The organism is Vibrio sp. SG41-7, from assembly GCF_014164465.1.
Lineage (GTDB): Bacteria > Pseudomonadota > Gammaproteobacteria > Enterobacterales > Vibrionaceae > Vibrio > Vibrio splendidus.
Map to the genome: position 1 here is coordinate 1 of NZ_JACJFF010000078.1, position 23,119 is coordinate 23,119.

At 45.3% G+C, this 23,119-nt stretch carries 17 protein-coding genes and 3 pseudogenes; 8 read left to right on the forward strand and 12 right to left on the reverse strand.

Translation table 11 applies throughout. From position 1 onward, the window contains the following. Positions 1-115, forward strand: a pseudogene (locus tag H5300_RS18195) (IS630 family transposase); the annotation flags it as partial. A gap of 8 nt (positions 116-123) precedes the next feature. Here H5300_RS18195 and H5300_RS18200 read toward each other — a convergent pair. From H5300_RS18200 to H5300_RS18210, 3 genes and pseudogenes are all read right to left on the reverse strand, one after another. Beyond that, positions 124-813: pseudogene (locus H5300_RS18200) on the reverse strand (sulfatase-like hydrolase/transferase); the annotation flags it as partial. 185 nt (positions 814-998) lie between these two features. Then, a complete protein-coding gene (locus H5300_RS18205) occupies positions 999-1,895 on the reverse strand; it encodes a LysR family transcriptional regulator (RefSeq protein WP_182796555.1) in 897 nt (298 codons plus the stop codon). Between the two features lie 17 nt (positions 1,896-1,912). Continuing rightward, entirely contained in the window at positions 1,913-3,064 is a 1,152-nt protein-coding gene (locus tag H5300_RS18210) for an anaerobic sulfatase maturase (RefSeq protein ID WP_182796556.1), read from the reverse strand. Positions 3,065-3,306: 242 nt separating this feature from the next. Here H5300_RS18210 and H5300_RS18215 point away from each other — a divergent pair, with 242 nt between their 5' ends. From H5300_RS18215 to nfsA, 3 genes are all read left to right on the forward strand, one after another. Next, the gene (locus tag H5300_RS18215; RefSeq protein ID WP_182796557.1) at positions 3,307-4,707 is read left to right on the forward strand and encodes a DUF1254 domain-containing protein; all 1,401 of its coding nucleotides are present in this window, start codon (positions 3,307-3,309) and stop codon (positions 4,705-4,707) included. Between the two features lie 158 nt (positions 4,708-4,865). Then, entirely contained in the window at positions 4,866-5,978 is a 1,113-nt protein-coding gene (locus tag H5300_RS18220; protein WP_182796558.1) for an OmpP1/FadL family transporter, read from the forward strand. Between the two features lie 188 nt (positions 5,979-6,166). Further along, the gene (nfsA, locus tag H5300_RS18225) at positions 6,167-6,889 is read left to right on the forward strand and encodes an oxygen-insensitive NADPH nitroreductase (RefSeq protein WP_102533841.1); all 723 of its coding nucleotides are present in this window, start codon (positions 6,167-6,169) and stop codon (positions 6,887-6,889) included. Positions 6,890-6,989: 100 nt separating this feature from the next. Here the strand turns inward: nfsA and H5300_RS18230 are convergent, their stop codons facing one another. Further along, positions 6,990-8,522 carry a phospholipase D family protein gene (locus H5300_RS18230; protein ID WP_182796559.1) on the reverse strand — a complete coding sequence of 511 codons (1,533 nt, stop codon included), beginning with the start codon at positions 8,520-8,522 and terminating at the stop codon, positions 6,990-6,992. A gap of 160 nt (positions 8,523-8,682) precedes the next feature. Then, the gene (locus H5300_RS18235; RefSeq protein ID WP_182796560.1) at positions 8,683-9,246 is read right to left on the reverse strand and encodes a TetR/AcrR family transcriptional regulator; all 564 of its coding nucleotides are present in this window, start codon (positions 9,244-9,246) and stop codon (positions 8,683-8,685) included. Between the two features lie 93 nt (positions 9,247-9,339). Here H5300_RS18235 and H5300_RS18240 point away from each other — a divergent pair, with 93 nt between their 5' ends. The 3 genes from H5300_RS18240 to H5300_RS18250 all read left to right on the forward strand — a co-directional run bounded on the left by H5300_RS18240 (position 9,340) and on the right by H5300_RS18250 (position 10,996). Next, positions 9,340-9,873, forward strand: a complete 534-nt coding sequence (locus H5300_RS18240; RefSeq protein WP_162926785.1) for a dihydrofolate reductase family protein — start codon at positions 9,340-9,342, stop codon at positions 9,871-9,873. 139 nt (positions 9,874-10,012) lie between these two features. After that, on the forward strand, positions 10,013-10,510 hold the full coding sequence (locus tag H5300_RS18245; RefSeq protein ID WP_182796561.1) for a hypothetical protein: 498 nt from the start codon (positions 10,013-10,015) through the stop codon (positions 10,508-10,510). A gap of 207 nt (positions 10,511-10,717) precedes the next feature. Then, positions 10,718-10,996 (forward strand): putative quinol monooxygenase, encoded by a 279-nt coding sequence (locus H5300_RS18250; protein WP_182796562.1) that lies wholly within the window; start codon positions 10,718-10,720, stop codon positions 10,994-10,996. Positions 10,997-11,116: 120 nt separating this feature from the next. Here the strand turns inward: H5300_RS18250 and H5300_RS18255 are convergent, their stop codons facing one another. After that, entirely contained in the window at positions 11,117-11,998 is an 882-nt protein-coding gene (locus tag H5300_RS18255) for a LysR family transcriptional regulator (RefSeq protein ID WP_050651057.1), read from the reverse strand. Between the two features lie 281 nt (positions 11,999-12,279). Here H5300_RS18255 and H5300_RS18260 point away from each other — a divergent pair, with 281 nt between their 5' ends. After that, positions 12,280-13,467 (forward strand): MFS transporter, encoded by a 1,188-nt coding sequence (locus H5300_RS18260; protein ID WP_182796563.1) that lies wholly within the window; start codon positions 12,280-12,282, stop codon positions 13,465-13,467. A 78-nt stretch (positions 13,468-13,545) separates the two neighbouring features. Here the strand turns inward: H5300_RS18260 and H5300_RS18265 are convergent, their stop codons facing one another. The 6 genes and pseudogenes from H5300_RS18265 to H5300_RS18290 form a co-directional block, all read right to left on the reverse strand. Then, a complete protein-coding gene (locus H5300_RS18265) occupies positions 13,546-14,109 on the reverse strand; it encodes a sugar O-acetyltransferase (protein ID WP_004732276.1) in 564 nt (187 codons plus the stop codon). 222 nt (positions 14,110-14,331) lie between these two features. Beyond that, complete coding sequence (locus tag H5300_RS18270) at positions 14,332-15,330, reverse strand: LacI family DNA-binding transcriptional regulator (protein WP_182796564.1); 999 nt, start codon at positions 15,328-15,330, stop codon at positions 14,332-14,334. Positions 15,331-15,429: 99 nt separating this feature from the next. Then, complete coding sequence (locus H5300_RS18275; protein ID WP_182796565.1) at positions 15,430-16,869, reverse strand: 6-phospho-beta-glucosidase; 1,440 nt, start codon at positions 16,867-16,869, stop codon at positions 15,430-15,432. 268 nt (positions 16,870-17,137) lie between these two features. Further along, entirely contained in the window at positions 17,138-18,268 is a 1,131-nt protein-coding gene (locus H5300_RS18280; RefSeq protein ID WP_029226069.1) for an RHS repeat-associated core domain-containing protein, read from the reverse strand. Next, positions 18,258-21,950, reverse strand: a complete 3,693-nt coding sequence (locus tag H5300_RS18285; RefSeq protein WP_182796566.1) for an RHS repeat protein — start codon at positions 21,948-21,950, stop codon at positions 18,258-18,260. The genes H5300_RS18280 and H5300_RS18285 overlap by 11 nt, the downstream gene beginning before the upstream one ends. 64 nt (positions 21,951-22,014) lie before the next feature. Next, a pseudogene (locus tag H5300_RS18290) lies at positions 22,015-22,995 on the reverse strand (hypothetical protein); the annotation flags it as partial. Positions 22,996-23,119 lie beyond the last annotated feature (124 nt).

Below are 23,119 nucleotides of genomic sequence, written 5' to 3' on the forward strand. Positions count from 1 at the left end.
CTTCAAGGAAGCCATAGACCAATTTTTTACTGTAACTCTTCCAGAGATTGCAGGTTCGTTGACGTCTCGAATCAATGACAATTTTCAGGTGTTTAAGCCTGCATCTTCAAGTTGATTGGGTATATCAAGCCAATTTGTAGCAAACTCCAAAAATTCGCCATCGACGGTTTGCATGCGTTTAGCGCCTAAAGGACCTTTATCTTCAATCGTTTGCTTTCCAACCACACCAAACCTTGGGTCTTCTTGCATGTCCACACTCTCGGTAGCAACGGTGTGAAGAACATTGCGAGGGCGCCCTCTGAAGTTAGGGTCTGTTGGGAATTCAGGCTGTTCAGGCATCTCCATAACGTTGAGGTGGTAAAGGAAACCGAAGAATTCATCAAAGCCATGCACCGTTGGCAAGTGACTGTTGTTATCGCCTAAGTGACTTTTACCGACATGCACGGTCGCATAGCCTTTGTCTTTTAGCATTTCGGCTAGGGTTGGATCTTCTTTTTGAAGGCCAAGCGAAGAGCCCGGCTGACCGACAGACGTTAAGCCTGTTCGGAAAGGATATTGACCCGTGATAAAGGCAGAGCGCCCCGCGGTAGAGCTGCCTTGTGCGTAGTAATCGCTGACCATCATGCCGCGTTCGGCAATTCGATCAATGTTCGGCGTATCCACTGCGCCTAAACCACGGTGGTAGGCAGACAGATCCGTTGGGCTCACATCATCGAGCATGATGGCAACCACATTAGGTTGGCTCGCTGCATGTACGTTGACGCTCGCCAGTACCGAGAGCGCCAGAGCGGATTTAACAAAAGACTTATACATTTATAACCCTCATTCACTATGAGTAAATCGCTGAAGTCACAACGAAAATTGTGCATGTCTCAGCGAACCATTGTTGAGGTAAATGGTATAAGAAAGACGCCAAAAATGGCTTGATAGCCACTATTACGATTCTTAATAGTGGCCTTTAAAAAAGGGAGTTATTTAGAAGGAATAGTAGCGTGATGCTAGGATTGAATAATCGACGTAATTTCTTTTTGAAGCCAATCCGTGAACGGGTTATTACGGTTTGCTTGATGAGTAAACAGTGCCAATTCTCGACGATAGGTGTCTTTCAACAGTTCCGGCGGTAAATCGATACAACGATAAGAGTGATCAAGTAAATAGCGGCATTTCGACGATGTTACATAGATAAAGTCGCTGTCCTTAACGACTTCTAGCATCAAATTCATATTGTTGCTTCTGAGCCCGATGTGTTTATCTAAGTCGTATTTTTTGATCAACATTTCCGTCTTGGACGGCTGAATGTAACCAGGGATCATATTGATACAGAGTGGGTATTTCAGAATATCCTCAAGGGAATTGCCTTGAATTGGGTGGTCAGCTCTTAGCACCAACATGAACTTATCAAAGCCAACTGGGCGCTCAGTCAGGGTTTTATTGACGTCCATAGGAAGATAGCTCACTCCCCAACACATTCGGTTGGTCTCTAGGGACTGCACACCATTATCTAACCAAGGTGAGCATTGGAACGTCACTTGCGGCGCTTCTTTGGTCAGCTTTTTGATTAGTGGCACACCCACTGGGATCAACAGCGGGGAAGGCAGCATGATTTGAATCTCCCCTCTTAAATCTTCCAAGCCCCACTCATCATTGGGTATGTAAAGGTTATCTAGTTGCTCTAATAGCAGAGGCAAGGTTTCGATAAGCTTCAAGCATTTTGGGGTGGGTTCAAGCCTTGCTTTATCTCGAACAAACAACTCATCATCAAATTGTTCTCTGAGCTTACGAAGCATGACACTGATCGTCGGCTGACTTACGTTCAAGGCTTTGGCTGCACTCACCGTTTGACGAGTTTCATTAAGCACCAAAATGAGCCGCAGTAAGTTTAGGTCTTTGGTCATGCCCTACTCCAAATGATTTAGAAAAGTGGAAAGTACGCTGGCGAATACCCTTTTTTCATCGCTTCTACCATAGGCAATAATTTGGGTAATGCGTGACGAAAAAACATCTCATACCCTTGGCATAAATGATTCATCGGACTGCCATCTTCGGTTGTTGCTATTCTGTTTTTAGGGCAACCACCTTGGCAGAGTTCAACAAAATCACAACGTCGACAAGTGCTGTTTAACTCATCATATTTGTTGGTGCCAAACGCGATTTGTTCTGGTGAGCTCGCCATGGCTGCAAGCTTATCACTGTTCATGGTGCCCAATTGATGATCTTGATACCCATAATGGTCACAACTGTAAACATTGCCGTCATGCTCAACCATTAATTGCTGTCCACAAGTCGCGCTGTGATGGCACATTTGGCTTTGGTAACCCATCAACACCATTAAACAGTTTTCAAAAAACTGGATATACACTTTACCGACATCATTGGCGCTCCATGCATCAAACAAGTCACAAAGAAATTGCCCCCATTGCTGGCCCGTTAACGACCAGTCGTGCCCTGTTCGCCTGTCCAACTCATGATCGATACAAGGCTGAAACTGCATGTAACCACTGCCATTTTCAACCAAAAACTGATAGATCGTTTTACCGTGTTTGTAGGTTTTATTGTTCACGACCGTCAACGTATTAAAATCAACATTGTGCTTCTTTAGGTAAGACATCCCACGCACTGTGCGTTCAAAAGACGACTCGCCATTTTTGTCGATCCGAGCGATGTCATTCAGAATATTGGGCCCATCGATACTGATGCCCATCATAAAATTGTGTTTAGCAAAAAAACTCGCCCAACGATCGTTAATCATGGTTCCATTGGTCTGCATCGTATTCACGACGAGCTTGGTAGTCGCTTTGCTTGCCTGCGTTTTCATCGCAGCTTCATAGAAATCGAGCCCTCTTAACATAGGCTCGCCACCATGCCAGATAAAGTCCACTTGCTGATCTTTCATTGGCTGCGCGTCGATATGAGCACCGACAATTTTCTCCATCATGTCCAGAGACATTGAAGACCTCTTATCGACATCTTGTCTATTAAGATAATAGCAGTAGCTACAATCCAAATTACATTGAGCCCCTTCTGCTTTAATGAATAAGCTAAAAGGATAAGTAGATGTGTTCATATCGATTCCCGTACTTTTTTGCCAACATATCAACCGAAAATCAATCAAACAATAGCGCCTCACGCCCCCTACCTGCACACGTCGTAGAGTCGCTTCACCACCCTAAAACAATGTTAACTAAAACAAATACTTGAGTGGTAAAATTAGACTATTAACATCCTTAATATCGGCTATTACACTCCTTAATCTCACTTGCTCATATGATAAATGCCTAATTCTGTTCCTACGATCTAAGGTGTTCCATGAGAAAGCTCCTCTATAAGAAAAGTGTACTGACCAGTTTAGTGTGTTCTTTATCCAGTATTATCGCGATGCCATCCCTTGCCCAACAATCTATTAATCCTGAAGAAGAGCTCGCTTACAATCTCGGTGTTCAAGCATTTATCTATGGTACAGGCCCATTAACCGTGGCAGCGGTTAGGCAAACGACCACATCTGTTGATGCGCCGATGGACAACGCCATGGCACCATTGAATGAGATGGGTAAAACACGCGTTCTATCCGGACCTCAGGATAGGATTGTACCGACCGTCAACAACGATACGCTCTACTCACAAGCTCACTACGATCTGGATTTATCAGGTCCAATGGTGATTGATATTCCTCGCACCGATAACCGTTACTACATTGTTCAGCTATTGGATGCTTACTCAGATTCGATTGAAGATCTGCACGTGAAGAATGTAGGCGACCAAGGTTCAAAAGTGCTTTTGGTCAACAAAGGATGGGCTGGTGAAGTACCAGAGGGAATTGATCGTGTCGTAGAATCTCGCACTCCTATGGTTTGGTTGATTCAACGAACGGGCGTGTTTGGCGAGCAAGACCTCAATGACGCACTGGTTATTCACGATAAATTCCTCAGCTACCCACTAGATCAACTCGGCGCAGAGCATGACATCGTAGAGCTCAAAGCTTCAACAGGTCGTATCCCACCCATGGCGAGGCCTGAAGGGCTAGAGTGGTATTCGCTAATTGACCGTGAACTACGAAAAAACCCGATTCCAGAAGATGCTGCCATCGTTGATCAATTCCAACAAATTGGTATTGGAGGATCGACCCCCTTTAACCCTGAAGCACTAACCTCAGCACAGAAAAAAGGGCTAATGCGCGCGATTGAGTCTTCACAACAGATCATTCAATACGCTGGTCGAAGCATCGGCGATATCAATAATGGCTGGTCGATGATGTACGAGGGTGGCCGCTACGGAAATGATTACCTGAGCCGAGCGAGCATCAATATGCGTGCGGCTGGTTTGAATGTACCAGAGCGAGCACTCTACCCAAATCGATACACAGACTCGAATGGCGAGCAACTGTCGGGATCCAATCAATATCGAATGACCATGCCAGCTGATGCACCCGCTGACGCCTTTTGGTCTTTGACCATGTACGACGCTAAAAACCTGTTCATGGTTGAGAACTTCATTCAACGCTACTCCATTTCAACCAATCGTAAAGATGAGCTGAAATACGCAGAAGACGGCACCTTGCCAATATGCATTCAATACGTAAAACCGTCCGATCCGACGTGTAACTGGCTACCCGCGCCTCAAGATGACTTCTATCTTCACATGCGCCTGTATGAGCCAACTCAAGCCGTTCTCGACAATGAATACCCACTGCCACAAGTTGAAAAGCTCTAGCCTCAATTAAGTTAATTACTTCGATTAATCCAACTAAGGCAATTAAGTCGATTGCCACAGCATTCTTAATGTTCGCTCGTGGCAATTCGTTCCATCCCTAAACACATGGCTCAAACTGCTAGCAACATAGCTCATACACTGAAAATGAGGTTCTATTCTTGAAAACACCTTTCATCACACTGTCTCTGTTAGTAACAGGGATAGTCAGCTCTCTCGCGCACGCGGGTGGATTAAACCTATCTCAGATTGCGACAACCAAAAGCGTTGGCACAGCCGGCGCAGGAAACGTAACCGCGAACGATGCATCCGCCGTGATCACCAACGCTGCTGGGTTATCGGCCATTGAAGAAAGCGCTTGGATTCTCGGCGTTCAATACCTCGATGTTGAAACCACATTTGTCCGTGACGATAACTCGGCTTCGACCACAGGAAGCAGCGCCGATGTTCTCCCTCATTTGTCTTACGCATCAAGGCTCAATGACCAATGGGTCGTCGGCGCAGCATTGCACGCAGCAGGCGGCACTGGCGTTGAATACTCTCACGGTGTTGGCGCGCACCCTGCTTTATTGATCAAAGAAAATAGCATTTCGGCACTCAACTTAACGTCGTCATTGTCGTATCAAGTTAGTGAACAACTGTCTCTTGGTGGTTCTTTGATATTGCAGCACGCAGCGCTTGAAACTCAAGCTTTGAACGGTCGAGAACTCCAAGGAGATAGCCTCGACCTAGGGTTCGGCCTGAGTCTCAATCACCACATCAGTGACAACACACAATTGGGTGTCAGTTATCAGGGCCAATTTGATCACGACCTTTCCCTTGATAACGCCAACGCTTTTGGAATTAGCTCTGAATTGACGTGGGTTCGAAGCTTAAACTTAGGGTTGAAGCATTCATTAAATGAAGATTTAAACCTTCTACTCAGCTCCAACATGGAGACATGGCAAGATTATGATGACAAATACTCAACCACCTACTCTCTTGGGGTTGGTGTGGAATACGCATATGAGGATTGGTTGCTTTACAGCGGAGTGAGCGGTGACACGAGCCCTGTAAGCAGTCAAAACAGAGATGTGTTACTCCCGCTCGACAAACAGTGGCGTATCGGATTCGGCGCTGAGAAGAAGATATCCAATGACTTAAACCTAGGATTGAGCTACCAATACCAAGATTTAGGCCATGGTGAAATTAATGCTGACTCAGGACTATTTCAGCCTTCTGGCAGCTATTCGACCAACAGAGTTCACTTCATCACTTTGTCTCTTCGCCATTAAAGCGAACTCTTGAGCGTTATTCGCTTCTAGCAAGAAACCGTACAAAAAAGGATTGGCTGTGACAGCAATCCTTTTAAATTCATGAATATCATTCTGCCAACCAGAAAGCCTCGAACACCCTTTACGCTCATGGTAATTGTCGTTATTGTGATTCTCTACGTCATCATCACAAGGACTGTCTGAGAGTTATGAACAGCACGATTGAAACTATTCTGGGGCACCGCTCCATTCGTCAATATACAAATCAACCGATTGAAAAAGCACAACTTGATGTGATTATTCAGGCTGGTCTCGCGGCTTCATCATCGAGCTTACTGCAGGCTGTTTCTATCGTGAGAGTGACAGACAAAGAGAAGCGCAAACTGTTAGCCGAATACGCAGGTAACCAAACTTACGTTGAGAATGCGGCTGAGTTTTTGGTGTTCTGTATCGACTATCAACGCCACGCTCAAATTAACCCTGAAGTGAAAACCGACTTTACTGAACTGACCCTGATTGGCGCGGTAGATTCTGGCATCATGGCGCAAAACTGCATGTTGGCTGCTGAGTCTCTAGGTTTAGGTGGCGTATACATTGGCGGGTTACGTAACAGCGCACAACAAGTGGATGAACTGCTAGAACTGCCACAACACACCGCCGTATTGTTCGGAATGTGCTTAGGTCATCCGGCACAGCAACCAGAGGTGAAGCCTCGCCTCCCTGCTCATGTGGTGATGCACGAAAACCAATACCAACCGCTGAGCCTAGATGAAATTGCCAGCTACGATGATTCAATGCAAAGCTACTACGCAAGCCGTTCAAGCAATCAAAAGCAGAGCAGTTGGTCACAGCAGATCACTCAAAAGCTGTCTGGCGAATCTCGCCCGCATATCCTGCCTTACTTGAACAGCAAACAGCTGACCAAGCGTTAAGCCGTTAAGAGCTTGCAACAAACCACATCAAACAGCAGTACAAACAAAAATGTCAGCGTATTATGCGCTGACATTTTTCATTATTCTGAGGTCGACTCTTTTAGAGGTATTTCTCTATCGGGAGAAGCTGTAGGAAGCCTGATTGCATGCGTTCCCACTTGCCAGTTTCTGGTTCACTGTCCCAACGTTGATCGCCTGAATACCAATACACATCACCGTCTTCCAGTTCCAAACGCCAGCTATTGTCGTCACTCATTGCTTGCTCAATAGTTTTTGCTAACGTTTCAGCAATCTCTTTATTCTCGATGATCAAAACCGATTCAGTATTGAGATAGGTAGAGCGCAAGTTGAAGTTAAATGAGCCGATGCTCGCGATGCTGCGGTCGAATACGACTGATTTTGCGTGCAAGCCATAGGCCGTTTCAGGCGCACATTTAGACACGTCTTGAGTCGAAGCTTCACACAGCTTAGATTCTGGTTTTAGCTCAAACAGGTCGATGCCATGCTCCAACATGTCGTAACGTCTGCCCGCATAAGCAGAATGATTAGTCACCAGATCATTAGAAGCCATAGAGTTCGTTAGCGCTTTTATCTCAACGCCCTGGTTGTTCAATACCTGCCACTCTTCAAGCTGACCGTCATCGAATACAAGGTAAGCCGATTCCAACAAGATCTCTTGTTTCGATTCACTCGCTAACTTCCCTAGAAGAATCGCGGTCGCTTTCGGTTCATCGGTATTATCTGAGTCTTCAGGGACGGGCTGATCGTAAACAAAGCGCGCATTCACCCAAGTCATCTCATCAATCACCTCTTTCAGTAAGCTATCAGAAGCCTTACGATCTAATGGTAATTCAGGATAATTTTGATAATGCGGAACGACAATATTATCTATCTTCGAGAGATCAGGTTGCTCGTCATCACCCAGCATATCGACAGGGTAAGACCAACGGCTGTTCCAGTATTCAATAAAACTGGTTTGGATAGTGTTAACTACCGAGCCCATGACTAATACATCGCGGTCTCGGAAATTGATTTCATCAGAAAGGTCGAAGTATTCATCACCAATATTACGTCCACCCACCACAGACAAAGTACCATCTACGGTAAACGACTTATTGTGCATACGACGATTTAAGCGAGAGAAGTCACCGACAAAGCTCAGCCATTTACTGAAGCCACGGCGTGTTGGCGTTGGATTGAAGATACGAATCTCGACGTTAGGGTGCGCATCCAGTGCCGACAGCAAACCTTCACGTTCGTTGAGGTTGATATCATCCAGCATTACGCGCACCTTCACACCACGCTCAGCCGCGGCTAATAAACGGCTAGCGAGATAGCTGCCCGATTCGTCAGAGTTCCAGATGTAGTATTGAATGTCGATGGTGTGCTCGGCACTTTCGACCAGCGCTAATCGCTGTGCCAAAGCATCCCAACCGGACTCTTGCAGACGAACCGCAGTGTTGCCTTGCTCTAAAGCTTCAGGCTGAAATTCATTGGTTAGAACCGATAAAGAACTAGGTGCAGGAGAGGTTGGCGGTTCTGTTGGATGATCGATGCCTTCAGGAAGTGAAGAACACCCACCTAAAACGGCGATTAAGATTAACGTTAAACTGATGCGTTGGAGCACAGGCATGTATCTGACTTCCTTTTCACGATGGCGTCTTTAGAAACTTTCCGTACAGCTTTTCAATGAACAAGCTATTCCGATCTATTCATTGATTATTACTGCTAAATCCTGAAATTTATAGGTAATTATCCAGTATAAATTTAAAGGTCAGTAAATTGCCTACAGATCACTTAAGTTGAGTGAGCGCCAAACAGTATAAACTCAGCGGCTTTTCGACCATTTCAATGGTGAGTTCAGTTCGGTCTGGGTTGCAGTTCAACGCCAAAGCGTAGCCGTGTAAATAATCCACCAGCAAGTCCAACGCATTTTTGGTTTGCTCTTCCGTTAACGCTAACGGGCTCAACACCGCTTCAAAACGTTCACTAAATACCTCCATCGGCCCGAGGGGTTTCATGGTCAATAAGGTCTCTAACAAGCCTCTATATTCGTTGAGCATCGACAAGTAACTCACACTGAGCCGATAAAGGTTATCTCGCCAGTCTTGGATCAGCTCTGGCTGTGCAACTTCTTCAATCAAAGAAACCGTGATTGCCTCAAGCAGATCGTTTTTGTTTTTGAAGTAATGGTATATAGCCATCGCATCGACCCCGAGTTCTGTCGCCAACCCTCGAATACTTGGCACTTTGCCACTCTCTCGCATCATGCTTTTGGCAATAGTGAGAATTCTCTGTGCGCTGAGTTGGCTTGATCCACTCTTTGGTCGACCTCGTTTCTGATCCTTGACAGTCATACCGTCACCTCTTAAACTTTATTTCTACACTGTAGAATATTTTAATTTATTACCGTGTAGATGCCAAGTTTCTCATCGATATCGGAGTTAAAAATGTCAAATATTGTATTCATCGCAACCAGTCTTGACGGTTACATTGCAGACAAACAAGGCGGCTTAGATTGGCTGCAAGCGATTCCAAATCCAGACGGTGACGACATGGGTTACAACGCCCACACCGATCGTATCGATGCACTGGTCATGGGACGAAATACAATGGACATGGTGTTGAGCTTTGGTATCGATTGGCCTTACAGCAAGCCAGTCTATGTACTGAGCAACACTTTAAGTGAAGTACCTCAAGACCTTGAAGGTAAAGTATTTCTGATGAAGGGCGAGCTTAAAAAGATTGTCGCGGATTTGAATAACAAAGGCCTAAAGAACTTGTATATTGATGGCGGCATCACCATTCAAAACTTCATGAAAGAAGACCTGATTGATGAGCTGATCATCTCGACCATTCCAGTCTTACTTGGTGGTGGGTCTCCGTTATTTGGTGACTTAGTATCTCCCGTCGATTTTACATTGAAAGACGTCACGACGTACCTTGATGAGATCGTGCAAACGCATTACTTACGTAAGCGCTAAAGCTGTTGTTGATCTAAGGGCATGAAAGGATCAACACCGAAAACATTGTTCACGCTACGTAACCTTTATCGTCTCTACACAAGCCTTCCCTATCGTAGTACCCTTTATCGTCTCTCATTCTTGATGGTAGCTGGATATTATGAAGCTTTTGGTCGATCGCACTGGTGAACAGTTTTTAGAAATTCTGCAAGAATCGGGAGACACGCTGACGGTTCAATTCATTACCAATGAAGGCAATCGAAAGGGTAAGCCGTTCCAAGATAACTTGAGTGGATTGTTCCTCACAGGGTGGAAGCCGCGCACGACCTCAACCGCGATTGGCCTAGAACGCTTTAAACAAGGCAAGCTGAAAGACTCTAAAGTCAGCTTCGCTTTGCACCAACTTTACCCGCTCGGCCGAGATGTAAAATTACCTTCCGGTGATATCGCAACTATCGCGAGTTACGCCAATACCCATGCCGATGGCTACTATATGTTTGTGCGCCTCAACGATGAATTAACCCGACTCAAGATTACGCTCGATTGGGAACTGCAACCTTCCGCTCAGAGATTGGCTCTGTCTTATTACCCAGCCCCAAGAACTAAAGAAGAGCTCGACAACATTGACGATTTTGATGCGTGGGCGGGCGGTTTCTAAACACTCCTCACCTACGCTTAGTAGCACATAATACCCAAGTTATTATCAATTATTTTTTGACAATAATTCAAATGTAGCACTGTTTATCGTTTCAAATATTCCTACTATTATTTATCCATCGACACAGACTGCAGCTCAATGAACAAAAAGTGGCGCTGTATACACAGACAAATCACCATTTCGGTGAAAAATAATATAGGTACCAACATGACTCAACTAACTATCGTCGCTAACGAAGACAAAATTGAATTGGTTAAAGCAGAGCTGCTAAAGCTGATTGATATTACTCGCGCTGAAGAAGGCTGCATCAACTACGACCTTCACCAAGACAATGAAAACCCAGCACATTTCACTTTCTACGAAAACTGGACGTCTCGTGAACTTTGGCAAACACACATGGGTAATACTCACCTCGCTGAATACATGGCAGCAACCGAAGGTAGTGTTACGTCATTTACACTTAACGAGATGACTAAGATCGCTTAAGTACAGTTTCAGTAGTCTGTTACTAGAAAGCACACTGACAAGCTATCGAGTTCAATTTGAAAGCCCCGCTACACGTCAGCGGGGCTTTTTCATTTATGCGGATATCGTCAGCCGCCTTAGTTAGAGCTTCAAACGGGGTTGAATAAAATCAATAAACGCCGAGATACGTTTAGAGACAGATGACGACTTGTAATAAACCGCATTCACTCGCTCTCGGTCTGTGTTGGCAAGTTTGTCTTGTTCCAGAATAGGGATTAAACGCCCTGCTGCCATATCTTCCTGCACCATAAACCCCGATAAACAAGCAATACCATTTCCAGCTAAGACTAGTTGACGCACGGTTTCACCATTACTGGCTGTCACGGTAGGCGCGACATAACTTTGGTTTGGCAAAGGCCAATGGTTAAGCACTTTGTTACCCGCAAATCCCACAATTTGATGCGAACTCAAATCTTCAGGTTTGGTGGGCAGCCCACGCTTAGCGAGATAATCGGGTGACGCTACAATATGGAGTAAACTTTTTCCTAACGGGCGAGCGTGCAGTGTTGAATCGGACAACTTACCGATTCGAATCGCAACATCAGTTCTCTTTTCTAGAAGATCAACGAAGCCTTCGTTGGAAGTAAGTTCCAACTCAATGTCTGGGTAAGCCTCTTTGAATGACTGCACCAACGGCACTAGCTGATGGAATACGAATGGACTGGCGGCATCGACTCTTAAACGACCTTTTGGCAACTCACCGCGCGACACAATTTCTTCTTCCGCGCTCTGAATCATCTGTAATCCCACCCTGACTGAATCGACAAACTGCCGTCCTTCCTCCGTCAATTCCACGCGTCTCGTTGTTCGGTTGAATATTGAGACGCCGAGTTGCGACTCAACCTTACTCACCGAACGAGACACCTTGGCGACCTGCACATCCAGCGCCTCTGCCGCCGCAGAAAAACCACCAGCATCGACAACGGTGAGTACCATTTCTAAATCATCTGAACGGGTTAACATGAGGCTCCTTCGCTATCTTCATTTTGTTTAATGTCATCACGCTTGTGCTCATCACAGCTCAAATCATCTGTATCTTTTCGGTCTCATCAGCTTAATCCAATGATCGGCTAACTCTCCAATTATTGCAAATAACACAAAGGTTATTTGTTAATGATAGCATTTTTCACAAATATATTTTGCTAGATAATCCTCGCCATCAAACGAAGCGCTCCTATTGCAGTCACAAGCTGCCCCATTTTATCGCGCTCGGTATTTAACAAAGAACAGTAAGAGAGATGATTATGCCACTAGCATTACTCGCATTGACGCTCAGCGCCTTTGCCATCGGAACCACAGAATTTGTCATCGTAGGCTTGATTCCTACCATGGCGAGCGACTTGAATGTATCTCTGCCATCGGCAGGCCTATTAGTCAGTTTATACGCGCTTGGCGTTGCTATTGGCGCACCAGTATTAACGGCATTAACCGGCAAATGGAATCGTAAAGCGGTGCTGCTAACCGTGATGGCATTGTTTGTCATTGGTAACTTATTGGCGTGGCAAGCTCCGGGTTATAACACGCTGATCGCCGCACGAATTTTGACCGGCCTTGCCCATGGCGTGTTCTTCTCGATTGGATCGACCATCGCGACAGGTTTGGTTTCAAGAGATAAAGCAGCCAGTGCCATTGCGATCATGTTTACGGGTTTAACGGTTGCATTGGTAACTGGAGTACCACTGGGCACTTATATCGGCCAAACCTTTGGATGGCAAGCGACCTTCTTGATCGTTGCTCTGCTTGGTCTTATTGCTCTTATCGGCAGCGCTATCTTGGTTCCAAGCAACCTTAAGCAACCACCAGCGGCGAAGATTTCGGCACAACTAAAGGTTCTAACTCAACCACGCTTACTGTTGGTTTACGCTATCACAGCACTAGGTTATGGCGGTACATTCACAGCGTTTACGTTCCTCGCTCCAATACTGGAAAATGTATCAGGATTTGATTCGAGCTCAATCAGCTTAATCATGTTGGTTTACGGTGTTTCAGTGGCGGTAGGTAACATCTGGGGTGGTAAGATGGCTGACAAGATGGACCCAATTAAAGCACTGACCGTTATCTTCTCAGGTTTAGCCGCGGTACTGGTGGTATTCAACTTTACCGCAGTAAACCCTTACGCAGCTGTTGCTACCATTTTGGTTTGGGGTGCATTCGCATTCGGTAACGTTCCGGGGCTACAAGTGTATGTTGTGAAACTGGCTGAGAAATACACACCAGACGCAGTCGATGTCGCTTCTGGGTTGAACATTGCAGCCTTCAACGTCGGTATTGCATTGGGCTCGTGGGGTGGTGGTTTGATTGTCGCGAAATCTGGATTAATGAACACCCCTTGGGTAGGTGCTGTGATTGTTTTGATCGCTCTTGTTCTGACTCGATTCAGTGGTGCGTTAGATAAGAAGCAAGCACAACACGCTGTTCCATCTAGCATCTAGCATCTAGCCTCTAGCATCTACCAAGGATAGAAAAAACAAATCCCGAACCTAGGGTCGTGCTTTGTCATTTAAATCTGATTATTGTCCGTTATCGATCGATTTCAGCACTTTACATGGGTTACCGACTGCAACCACATTGGCTGGGATGTCTTTAGTTACCACACTGCCTGCGCCAATCACGCTGTTTTCGCCAATAGTGACACCTGGGCAAATGATCACACCGCCGCCAAGCCAAACATTGTCGCCAACATTAATCGGTGTGCCAAACTCAACACCCTCTTCAACTCGGCCTTTCACATCAAGTGGATGGCCTGCGGTCAGGATTTGAACGTTCGGACCAAGCAGCACATTATCGCCAATGGTCACTTCAGCCACATCCAAAATCACGCAGTTAAAGTTAGCGTAGAAGTTCTTGCCCAACTTGATGTTCGAGCCGTAGTCACAACGAAACGGCGGCTCTAAATGTGCATTTTCACAGCCCGGAATAAGCTCTTGCGTTGCTGCTTCCCATTCAGGTGTGTCAGGAATACTGTTATTGAGTTTTTGAAGCACCTTACGACATTCGATACGAGCGGCATAAAGCTCTTTATCCCAAGCCTGATAAGGTTCGCCTGCTAGCATTTTTTGTTTTTCTGTTTTCACGTTACTTACCTGTTCTCACATCACTTAGCTATTTTCATATTACTTAGCTAGTTTCACATTACTTAACTGTTTTCACATTACTTAACTAATGGTGGTCAATTCATCGACCAAAAAACGCAATATCGCACATCTAAATAACAGTGAATAAGGAGTGTTTGAGCTTGGTTTAAGAGATGCGCAGCTCGTCACTTTTTGTAGGTGAAATATGAAATTCGATCAGTGCTAATTTAGCTTCGCTATCGAATCACGTAACACCAAACTGCCAGTGTTATTGATAGTGGTCGCTTGCTCTGTTTCACCGACAATTTGCAGGATCGCCTTTTGCGTCATTTGCTCTAATGGCACACTGACAGACGTTAAGCTTGGCGTTAAAAACGCCCCCACTTTGCTGTTATCAAAACCAACGATAGAAACATCTTGAGGTAATGAATACCCAAGTTCGGTTAACGCCTTAATCGCACCAATCGCCATGTCATCATTTTCCGACAAGATAGCGGTGAATGTTGCTTTGCTTTTTACCAGAGCCTGAGCCGCGTGATAACCGCTTTCCATCGTCCAATCACCTTGAACAACCTTGGACTCATCCAATGCAATACCATGTTTAGTTAAGACATCTTGATAGGCGTGGTAACGCAACTCATCGGTCGAAGAACCGGCTTTACCACGAATCACTGCAATGTCTGTATGGCCTTGCTCGATGATGTGCTCAACCATCAAACAAGCGCTCTGATAATGGTCGGTGGTGATAGCATGATTAGGCTTCGACGGCATTTCTCGGTTGAGTACCAGAATCGGTGTGTCAGTGCTTTCGATGATCTTTGCAATCTCGCTTTCGGTTAAGCATTGCGGATAGATGATGATGCCCGCGCACTTCATATCCAGCAGGAAGTTGATCGCCTTTCTTTCGTCTTCAGCGCTGTGTTTGCCATCGGTGATCACCAGTTGGTGATTCGACTTTTCGCTATAAGAAGCCGCGTGATACATCAAGGAAGAAAAATAAGGGCCATTGAACAATTCATTAGTGATTACAAAGCCGATGAAATTGGTCTTCTTGGTCGCCAATTGCTGGGCCAACAAGTTCGGTCGATAACCTGTTTCTTGAATCGCATCAAATACCTTTTTCACCACATCAGGGCGTACGATGTTCTTGCCATTTAAGACACGAGAAACCGTCGATTTAGATACGCCTGCGCGGTTTGCGACATCAAGCATGGTTACCATTTGCTTCTTTTCCTTTATAAAAAATTAGCCGACATAGGCCGACTAATTCATTGCAAAATGACAGTTCACAGTTCACATAACTGCGCTGGGAAATGCATTCTAAATAGTGGCACCGTTAGATGCAATCACGCCTTTATACCACTCGAACGACTTCTTGCGTTTGCGTTCTAGTGAGCCAGATTGATCGTTGTGCTTATCTACGTAAATGAATCCGTAGCGTTTTTTCATCTCACCGGTGGTGAACGACACTAAATCAATACAGCCCCAAGGGGTATAACCCATCAAGTCAACACCATCAATCGCGACGGCTTTTTTCATCTCTTTGATGTGGTCGCCAAGGTAAGCGATGCGGTAGTCGTCATTAATGCTGCCATCTTCTTCAATGGTATCAACAGCGCCAAAACCGTTTTCAACGATGAACAATGGCACTTCATAACGTTCATACAGAGACGCTAAACAGAAACGCAAACCCGTTGGATCAATTGGCCAGCCCCAATCGCTAGACTGGATAAACGGGTTATCGACCGAGTTCTCATGACCGCCGTCCATCGCTTCTTCTGTAGATTGGTGAGAAGAAGAATCCAAGGTATTCGACATGTAATAGCTAAAGCCAAGGTAATCCGCTTTACCTTCTTTCAAGATTTGCTCATCTTCAGGCTGCATTTCAATGTTGAAGCCTTTGATTGCCCAGTCACGCTTGGCGTAATTTGGGTAGTGACCACGCACCATCACATCCGAGAAGAAGTAACGATCACGCATCGCTTGCTGTGCCACCATGATGTCTTCTGGCTTTGAAGAACGAGGGTAGAAAGGCACCATCGCACACATTGCACCGATTTGAAGATCTGGGTTAATTTCGTGACCTTTCTTAACCACTAAAGCACTTGCCACAAACTGGTGGTGAACCGCTTGATACATCGCCTCTTGCGGCTTTTCACATTGTGGGAACTTCACGCCAGAGCATAACCAGCCAAAGATATCTGCCGAAGTATTCATCTGGTTATTTATCTCATTGAACGTCATCCAGTACTTCACCTTGTGCTGGTAGCGTTCCATCACTGTGGTCGAATACTTAACGAAGAACTCGATCACCTTACGGTTCATCCAGCCACCATATTCGTTAGCCAAGTGATAAGGCATTTCAAAATGGCTCAGTGTCACCACTGGCTGAATGTCATATTTTAGAAGTTCATCAAACAAGTCATCGTAAAACGCTAACCCCGCTTCACACGGCTCGGCTTCATCGCCATTTGGGAAAATACGCGTCCAAGCAATACTGGTACGGAAACACTTAAAACCCATCTCAGCAAATAACTTAATGTCTTCTTTATAGCGATGGTAGAAATCCACTGCGACTTGGTTGGGATAGTTTTCACCATCGATCACACCATCGGTGATTCGACGTTGTACACCATGAGCGCCCGCTGTTAATACATCAACAACACTGACACCTTTACCATTCGCATCCCAGCCGCCTTCTAACTGATGTGCTGCAACCGCACCACCCCATAAAAAATCGTTCGGAAATTCGTTGTTCATACCATTACTCGCTACAAGTTATTCGTGAAAAAGACCAGGATTAGAGAGTTCATTGCAACTCTGAAACCGATTTCAACAAAAGCAAAGATACAACCTGAAACCGGTTTCAACAACTGTTTTTGATCTTTTTTTGATCACGAAGTTAGATCTAAGGAAAGTACTCATGGTTGATGGATAACGGTCGAGAACGCCTACACAGAATGCCAAAAAGCCAGTTCAATGAGGATTGAGCTGGCTTTGTGCTGTTAGAGAAAAAGAAGAAATCAGACTACGACAATGGCAACTGACGGATCATCTGCTGAACCTCATTGCCATACTTTATTCGTTGTCGAGTCTCTTCTAATGCGTACATTTGCGTCTTCTTGGCTGCAGGATTGGCACTCCGACCTTCCGTAACCATGGTATCCGCTGAAGACTTTTCCTGATCTAATCGCCCTGGTATCGTTTTAACCGATGACCAACCTAAACCACCAATCGAGCGCGCCGTCATTATGCCTTGATAGATGGTATAGCCTCGGGCGCCCACTTTGACTTGTCCAAGAAGAATCTTGGTAAACCCACCATGAATGGGAGGAGGTGTGTACGTCATCGTCTTACCGCCCTGCGTCATTCTGGTCGCAATCACCTGCCCCTTAGAGCTGCCTATACGCATAGCTGGGTTCGTTTTAGAGGCCCATGCAAGATTGTACTCACCAGAAGGTCTAATCTTGTTCATCAAACGAGAACCAAGACCGGGCTGAGTGACATCTTCCAATGCCCCACCCGCTCTTACCCAACGTAAGTTCTGAACCGACTTGTAGGCTGAATATCCACCACTCACCACACCAATGATATCGAATGGAATGGTCGCAATATCGAGTTTATGAGAGATATCCCCATCGTCGATAACTCCCGAGGCAATTTGTAGCGCACCACTAGTCATACCTGCAATACCACCGATGATACCTGCAGCCAATACCAAGCTAGAACCGCCCGTTGGTGCAGCTAAGGCAATACCAACAATACCCGCGATAACCCCAAAAGCACCAAATAAGATCTTACTAATATTTAGATGTCCGCTTGGGTCGGTGAAGTTAATCGGATCGTTATGGCAATAAACATAAGCATTGTGAACCCCCTCATTGAAAGGGGCCAAACTGTCCGGTGCATTGAAGCGCATCAACTTCGGCTGGTAAACGCGATAGCCTTGGCCTAGATGGTAGCCTTGCAGTACAGGATCCAACCACTCGCCATTAAAGCCAATCTCCGAATGGGAGATGGTCATCGACTGCGCCATTGCCAAACGAACCGAAGTCGGAAGCAGTGAGATACCACCAGCCACCGCTGCAGTTTGACCAATTTTAATCAGGAACTCACGTCGATTAAGTGGGGTAATAAATACCGAGTCTTTATTGTTCATTTGCATTCCCCGCTTGATCACGTTGCCCATATGGAGAGTAACGGTACATAGACCCTGTTTTACCCGACGTATTTGACGCGATTACCGAACCATTTTGATCCGTTGCCAGTAACGTAGTTTCCGAGTCCATCTCTGACCATTTAGGCACTCCTTCGTGATAGATATATTGAGTGAGTTTGCCATTTTCCTCGATCGAAGCGAGGTCACCCCATAGATAGTTAAAGTGACGAGATTCAGAAACGGACTGCTGTGCAGACAGTCGGTCGTTGCTGTCATATTGATAGAGCCATTCGGTATTATCAGCTAACACACGCTGTAATCGATCGAAATTGTCATATTCAAGAATTCGACCATCCGCATCTTGAATCATGTTGCCATTCAAGTCGTATTTCACTGTTACTTGACCATCGAGTTGTGGGTGGGAATGAGTAATACGAGTCAACTGGCAAGGGTCATCCGACTCATAAAAGTAACGAGCGAAATCCTCAGATTCAGTAGTCGCTGTGCGTTGCGTCAGCATGTTTCCTAGCTCATCATAGCTCCAATCAATAGACGTCATAGGCTGAGACCAATCGCTCAGTGGGCCCGCGCCGAAGAACTCGACTTTAGTCAACTGAGAGAGGTCATCATAGGTATAGATTTCCGTTAGATTACCTAAAGTTGCGCACTCCTTTTTACGAGAATTAAGCAGCCCTAACGCGTTATATTCTTGTGACTGCTCAAAGATATAATTATCGTTCAAGGCTATAGCTCGGTTGACTTCGCGACTATATTCATCCCATTCGAGTTCAGTGACTTGGGTTTGACTGCCCGATATCAATGTTTCTAGTATCACTCGATCAAACTCATCATATTCGTAGTAAACCGTTGTTGAATTTGAACTCAACTTCACTAATCGTCCGAGTTCGTCGTAGCCATACTGGCGAGTGTCCGTGTCGCTATCAATTGCAGCGATCACCCCACCATCGGAGTAGCTGTAATAACGAGACTGACCATCATTCACCTCGGCCTCAGGCAAGCCTTTAGTCGAGTAGATAATGGTACTTTGATTGCCTTCACTGTCCTGACTCCCTGTCGGTAAGCCGGATATTGAGTCATGACTGTAACTAGAAGCCTGCCCATTAGACGACTTAGCACTTAGCACACCCAATTGGCTATCGCGAGTAAACTGGCGCATTGGCGCTGATAAGCTGGTTTCAGTTTCTGGGATATTGCTGCTATCCGCATAAGTCCACGCCAATGAAGCTTGGGAACTCGCTCCTCTGTGCAGGGACCGCGGTCGTCCCAATCCATCAATATCGCGTTGCCCTAAAGTCACCCCACCAATTTTCAGGTCTACAACTTGTGACTGATCGGTATGTTCAGCGTAAGTGATATCTTGATCGACACCGTTCGCTTGAGTCATGCGAATAACACGATCAAAGCGGTCGTAATGGTAATGCTTAGATCGAGCGAGAGGATTCGTTTCTTTGATCAATCTTCCCCATGAGTCGTACTCATAATTCCAACTGTTGATGCCTTGCTCTTTTTTCTCTTCTAGCCCCCAGCTATTCAGAGAACTGACCGTCATGGTCAAACCTTCAATACCTTGGGTTTTCTTACGTGAGGCGAGGTTATTGAACTCGACACGACGTTTTCCATTCGCTAACAGAGTCGCTTTAACCTGATCCCACTCATCGTATTCATAGCTTTCTGTTAACACCACAGGCGCCGATCTAGAATGGCGATCAGGCAGCACATCGAAGGTACTCTTACTTTGGAGTCTACCCAACGCATCGTACATTTTTGTCCATACGATCGAGCTACCAACTTTAGCCTCTAGCTCGCGCCCTTGACCATCCCAGCTTTGTTCACACAAGTTGCCTTTGCAATCCGTTAACAACAGGGTTTGTCGACTCATACCAGTATCAACAATGTATTGATACGAACGAGCAGCGCTTCCTTCAATCCGTTCTTCAGTAGTTCTACGAAGCGAATCATAAGTAAATGCACAGCTAACTCCGTCTGAATCGACATGACGCGCGAGTTCTCCAATATCAAGGTAGTGCCCAACCGCAAGATTGGTTTTCGTATTGTCGTGACAGGTCAGCTCTTCGTGTTCTTCAAGGACATAGCTATCCAACTCATAACGATAGTGAGAAATAGCAGAATACGTGCCGTTAGGATGAAGAATGTCATTTTGGACTGAAGCCAATCGGCCGAAAGAGTAAGTCTCACCAGTATCAGTTTGATAAGCGTAATGACTTCTATAGCGTTGGACGTCTTCTTCCAAACTCAGAACCACATCACGATGGCCATTCAGCCCCTCAAGAGAAGCATATTGATAAGAGAGCACTCTCTGTTCTGATCCATTGTTGAGCGTACGAGATTTGACGAAATTCACCATACCCGTTGGCGATGCGGGACAACCTGCCTCACCATGTTTAGCGTAGTATTCGTAACGTTCTGCGATGTCATTCTCATCAACGAACTTAAGCATGTTGCCATATTCGTCGTAATCCCATAATCGACTTTGAGCTTGGCTATCCGATCCAGAAAACCAGACTTGTTCCTCTTTACTGATCAATGAATACTGAGCGGGTTGAGCGGAAAACTGTTGATTATCAATCGCTGGGTATTCCAGCCTTTTCAAATGAACAAGGTTTCCGTTTACCTGCCGGGCTTCTTCAACGAGTAGATGAAATTGATTGTATGTTTGCGCTGTTACAATAGAGCCATTTTCGATCTTTTGGACGCGATAAGTATATTCGTAACCACGCTCAAGTAAGTTATCAAGCCCTTCACTTAATTCACCGCCACGTACACCGTAACCCATGAAATTGCGGCTATCTGTACCAACACTGTCGTAGGTTGTGGTAATAACTGGCGAATTAAGGGTAAGAACATCGTGTGCAGTAACGGCTGGTAAGTAAGTCATTGAGTTGACTCGAATACCATCAGCCTTATATCTCAAACGCTCGGTCAAGCCACAAGGATGGTTTACCTCATTGATTAACGTATATGAACCAATGCTTTCATAACCGAAACTATAGCTACCTGCTTGTTCTGGTAAATTGCATTTGACGAGCTTGTTATTGCTAAGAGTAAGACTGAAGTAAGCTTCATGGGTACTGCCAATATTAGTAAAAATATTAACGCGCCCTACCGAGATATACTCAACCCATAAAAGTGCGGTCTGTTTGGTTGTTCTGTCATCCCAAACTCTATCTAAGCGCTTATTTTGTCCCACGTTGAGCCAAGAAAAGTAGAGAGCATGACCATTGCTTTGGGTGATCTTAATGATATCGCCATCTTTATCTAAAAGATCAGTACGGCCATTTTTATACGTGATTTCATAACCATTCGCGCTAGACGATACCGAAAAGTCGAGCAGTTTCTTGTAACGAATACTCATCTCTATATTGGCGTTTAATTCAGCACGGTAGGATTGCCCATTTGCAAGATAGAGCTGTTGGTTCTCGATGTCGTATCTTGGGAGATTCAATTTCCAGCCTTTACCGAAACCAAGGTTGTCCGTCGAGTAAGGTGAGAATTGAATGGATATATCGAGGTTTGGTCCCTTAAGCCAGTTACCAATAAGAGAGCCAAGTAAGATTTGATATGAATAGCTTCTGGTTCTTTGGTCTACGCCGCCCGAACAAAAGCTATCAAAGTTAAAAGCGTTTGAAGTCCAATTAGACATAAATTTCCCCTAAAGTGAATGAGTTAGCTCAAAGTGGATGAGCTAACTCTGTTTTATCTGGATGTTATTGGCTAACGTGATTCCAATGGGTGTAATCCCATTTCTGGCCGCCACCAGTAAATTCACTTTGAGGATAAATAAGCTTTAGTGGTCCTTTATTTCCGTATTGGTCAAATACAGTAAATCGGTACTCTTTTTGAGAATCATTGTTCGATGTCCCGCTATTTGAATAAAGCAATTGGCTCAGAGTCACTGATCTTAGTTGCTGGTTAACTCGCCATACCGCCGTGCGACCTTCGCCAGCGGCGCTATTCCAAACATATTCATCAGATACATTACGCTCTGAACCTGGAGCGAACACATAACCTTTCACTGAACGAAAGCCATTAGTGCAATCTGAATAACAACCTAACCACTCATCGTTTAGGAACACCTTATCGCTGTCCGACTCGTCGAAGTTATCCATAGCAACCTCGACCAGTTTCACTGAAGTATCTTTGGGCGTCACATAGAAGTTATACATCTCAGCTTTTTCGAAATAGAAATCGTCAGTGTTAGTTTCTTCCCATACCTGTTCACCTTCTCCAATCTCTGAAAAGTCAGCAGCACTATAGGACTTAGGCTGTACGCTTTGATAGAAGGCACTTGATTCATTTGGATAAGCGCAGCTGTCGTAGTAGTTATTGTCATATTGGCTACCAGTATTGAATTTAACTTTCATACAAACTTCACGATGCTGAGCTACCTCGTTGCTATAGACCCAAGCGGTTAATTTGGTATCCGATGCTGCAACCCGAGACGTTGGTAGGCCCTTAGAGTACCCATAACTGTTCCCCATTTGGTGAGAGTAGTCATTTGGGTTCAATGTATACCCCCAGCAATCTCTTCCGTAGGTACAGTCTTTATTTTTGCCTAACTCTTGTTCACTATTCTTAAGGTAAAAAGATATCGCACCTTCTAAGTCACTCTTAGGTACTGTCACTGGTCTGCCGTAACTATCAGCGAAGGAAACTGACACACTAAGTTTGGACTGCATTCTTCCATGGCTTTGTTGCGTAATTCAATGGAACTAAATCAAGAACCTACGATCTGATCAGCTACCTCCACCCTCTCTCGTAGCCCTATGCCTAAGCCTCGTTACAAAACAACCAACTGGAAGCAATACAACC

What these genes read in the sequence shown, in the direction of transcription:
- H5300_RS18205 (WP_182796555.1), bottom strand. Translation starts at nt 1,895, where the DNA reads ATGACCAAAGACCTAAACTTACTGCGGCTCATTTTGGTGCTTAATGAA.
- H5300_RS18210 (WP_182796556.1), bottom strand. Translation starts at nt 3,064, where the DNA reads ATGAACACATCTACTTATCCTTTTAGCTTATTCATTAAAGCAGAAGGG.
- H5300_RS18215 (WP_182796557.1), top strand. Translation starts at nt 3,307, where the DNA reads ATGAGAAAGCTCCTCTATAAGAAAAGTGTACTGACCAGTTTAGTGTGT.
- nfsA (WP_102533841.1), top strand. Translation starts at nt 6,167, where the DNA reads ATGAACAGCACGATTGAAACTATTCTGGGGCACCGCTCCATTCGTCAA.
- H5300_RS18230 (WP_182796559.1), bottom strand. Translation starts at nt 8,522, where the DNA reads ATGCCTGTGCTCCAACGCATCAGTTTAACGTTAATCTTAATCGCCGTT.
- H5300_RS18235 (WP_182796560.1), bottom strand. Translation starts at nt 9,246, where the DNA reads ATGACTGTCAAGGATCAGAAACGAGGTCGACCAAAGAGTGGATCAAGC.
- H5300_RS18240 (WP_162926785.1), top strand. Translation starts at nt 9,340, where the DNA reads ATGTCAAATATTGTATTCATCGCAACCAGTCTTGACGGTTACATTGCA.
- H5300_RS18245 (WP_182796561.1), top strand. Translation starts at nt 10,013, where the DNA reads ATGAAGCTTTTGGTCGATCGCACTGGTGAACAGTTTTTAGAAATTCTG.
- H5300_RS18250 (WP_182796562.1), top strand. Translation starts at nt 10,718, where the DNA reads ATGACTCAACTAACTATCGTCGCTAACGAAGACAAAATTGAATTGGTT.
- H5300_RS18255 (WP_050651057.1), bottom strand. Translation starts at nt 11,998, where the DNA reads ATGTTAACCCGTTCAGATGATTTAGAAATGGTACTCACCGTTGTCGAT.
- H5300_RS18260 (WP_182796563.1), top strand. Translation starts at nt 12,280, where the DNA reads ATGCCACTAGCATTACTCGCATTGACGCTCAGCGCCTTTGCCATCGGA.
- H5300_RS18270 (WP_182796564.1), bottom strand. Translation starts at nt 15,330, where the DNA reads ATGGTAACCATGCTTGATGTCGCAAACCGCGCAGGCGTATCTAAATCG.
- H5300_RS18275 (WP_182796565.1), bottom strand. Translation starts at nt 16,869, where the DNA reads ATGAACAACGAATTTCCGAACGATTTTTTATGGGGTGGTGCGGTTGCA.
- H5300_RS18280 (WP_029226069.1), bottom strand. Translation starts at nt 18,268, where the DNA reads ATGAACAATAAAGACTCGGTATTTATTACCCCACTTAATCGACGTGAG.
- H5300_RS18285 (WP_182796566.1), bottom strand. Translation starts at nt 21,950, where the DNA reads ATGTCTAATTGGACTTCAAACGCTTTTAACTTTGATAGCTTTTGTTCG.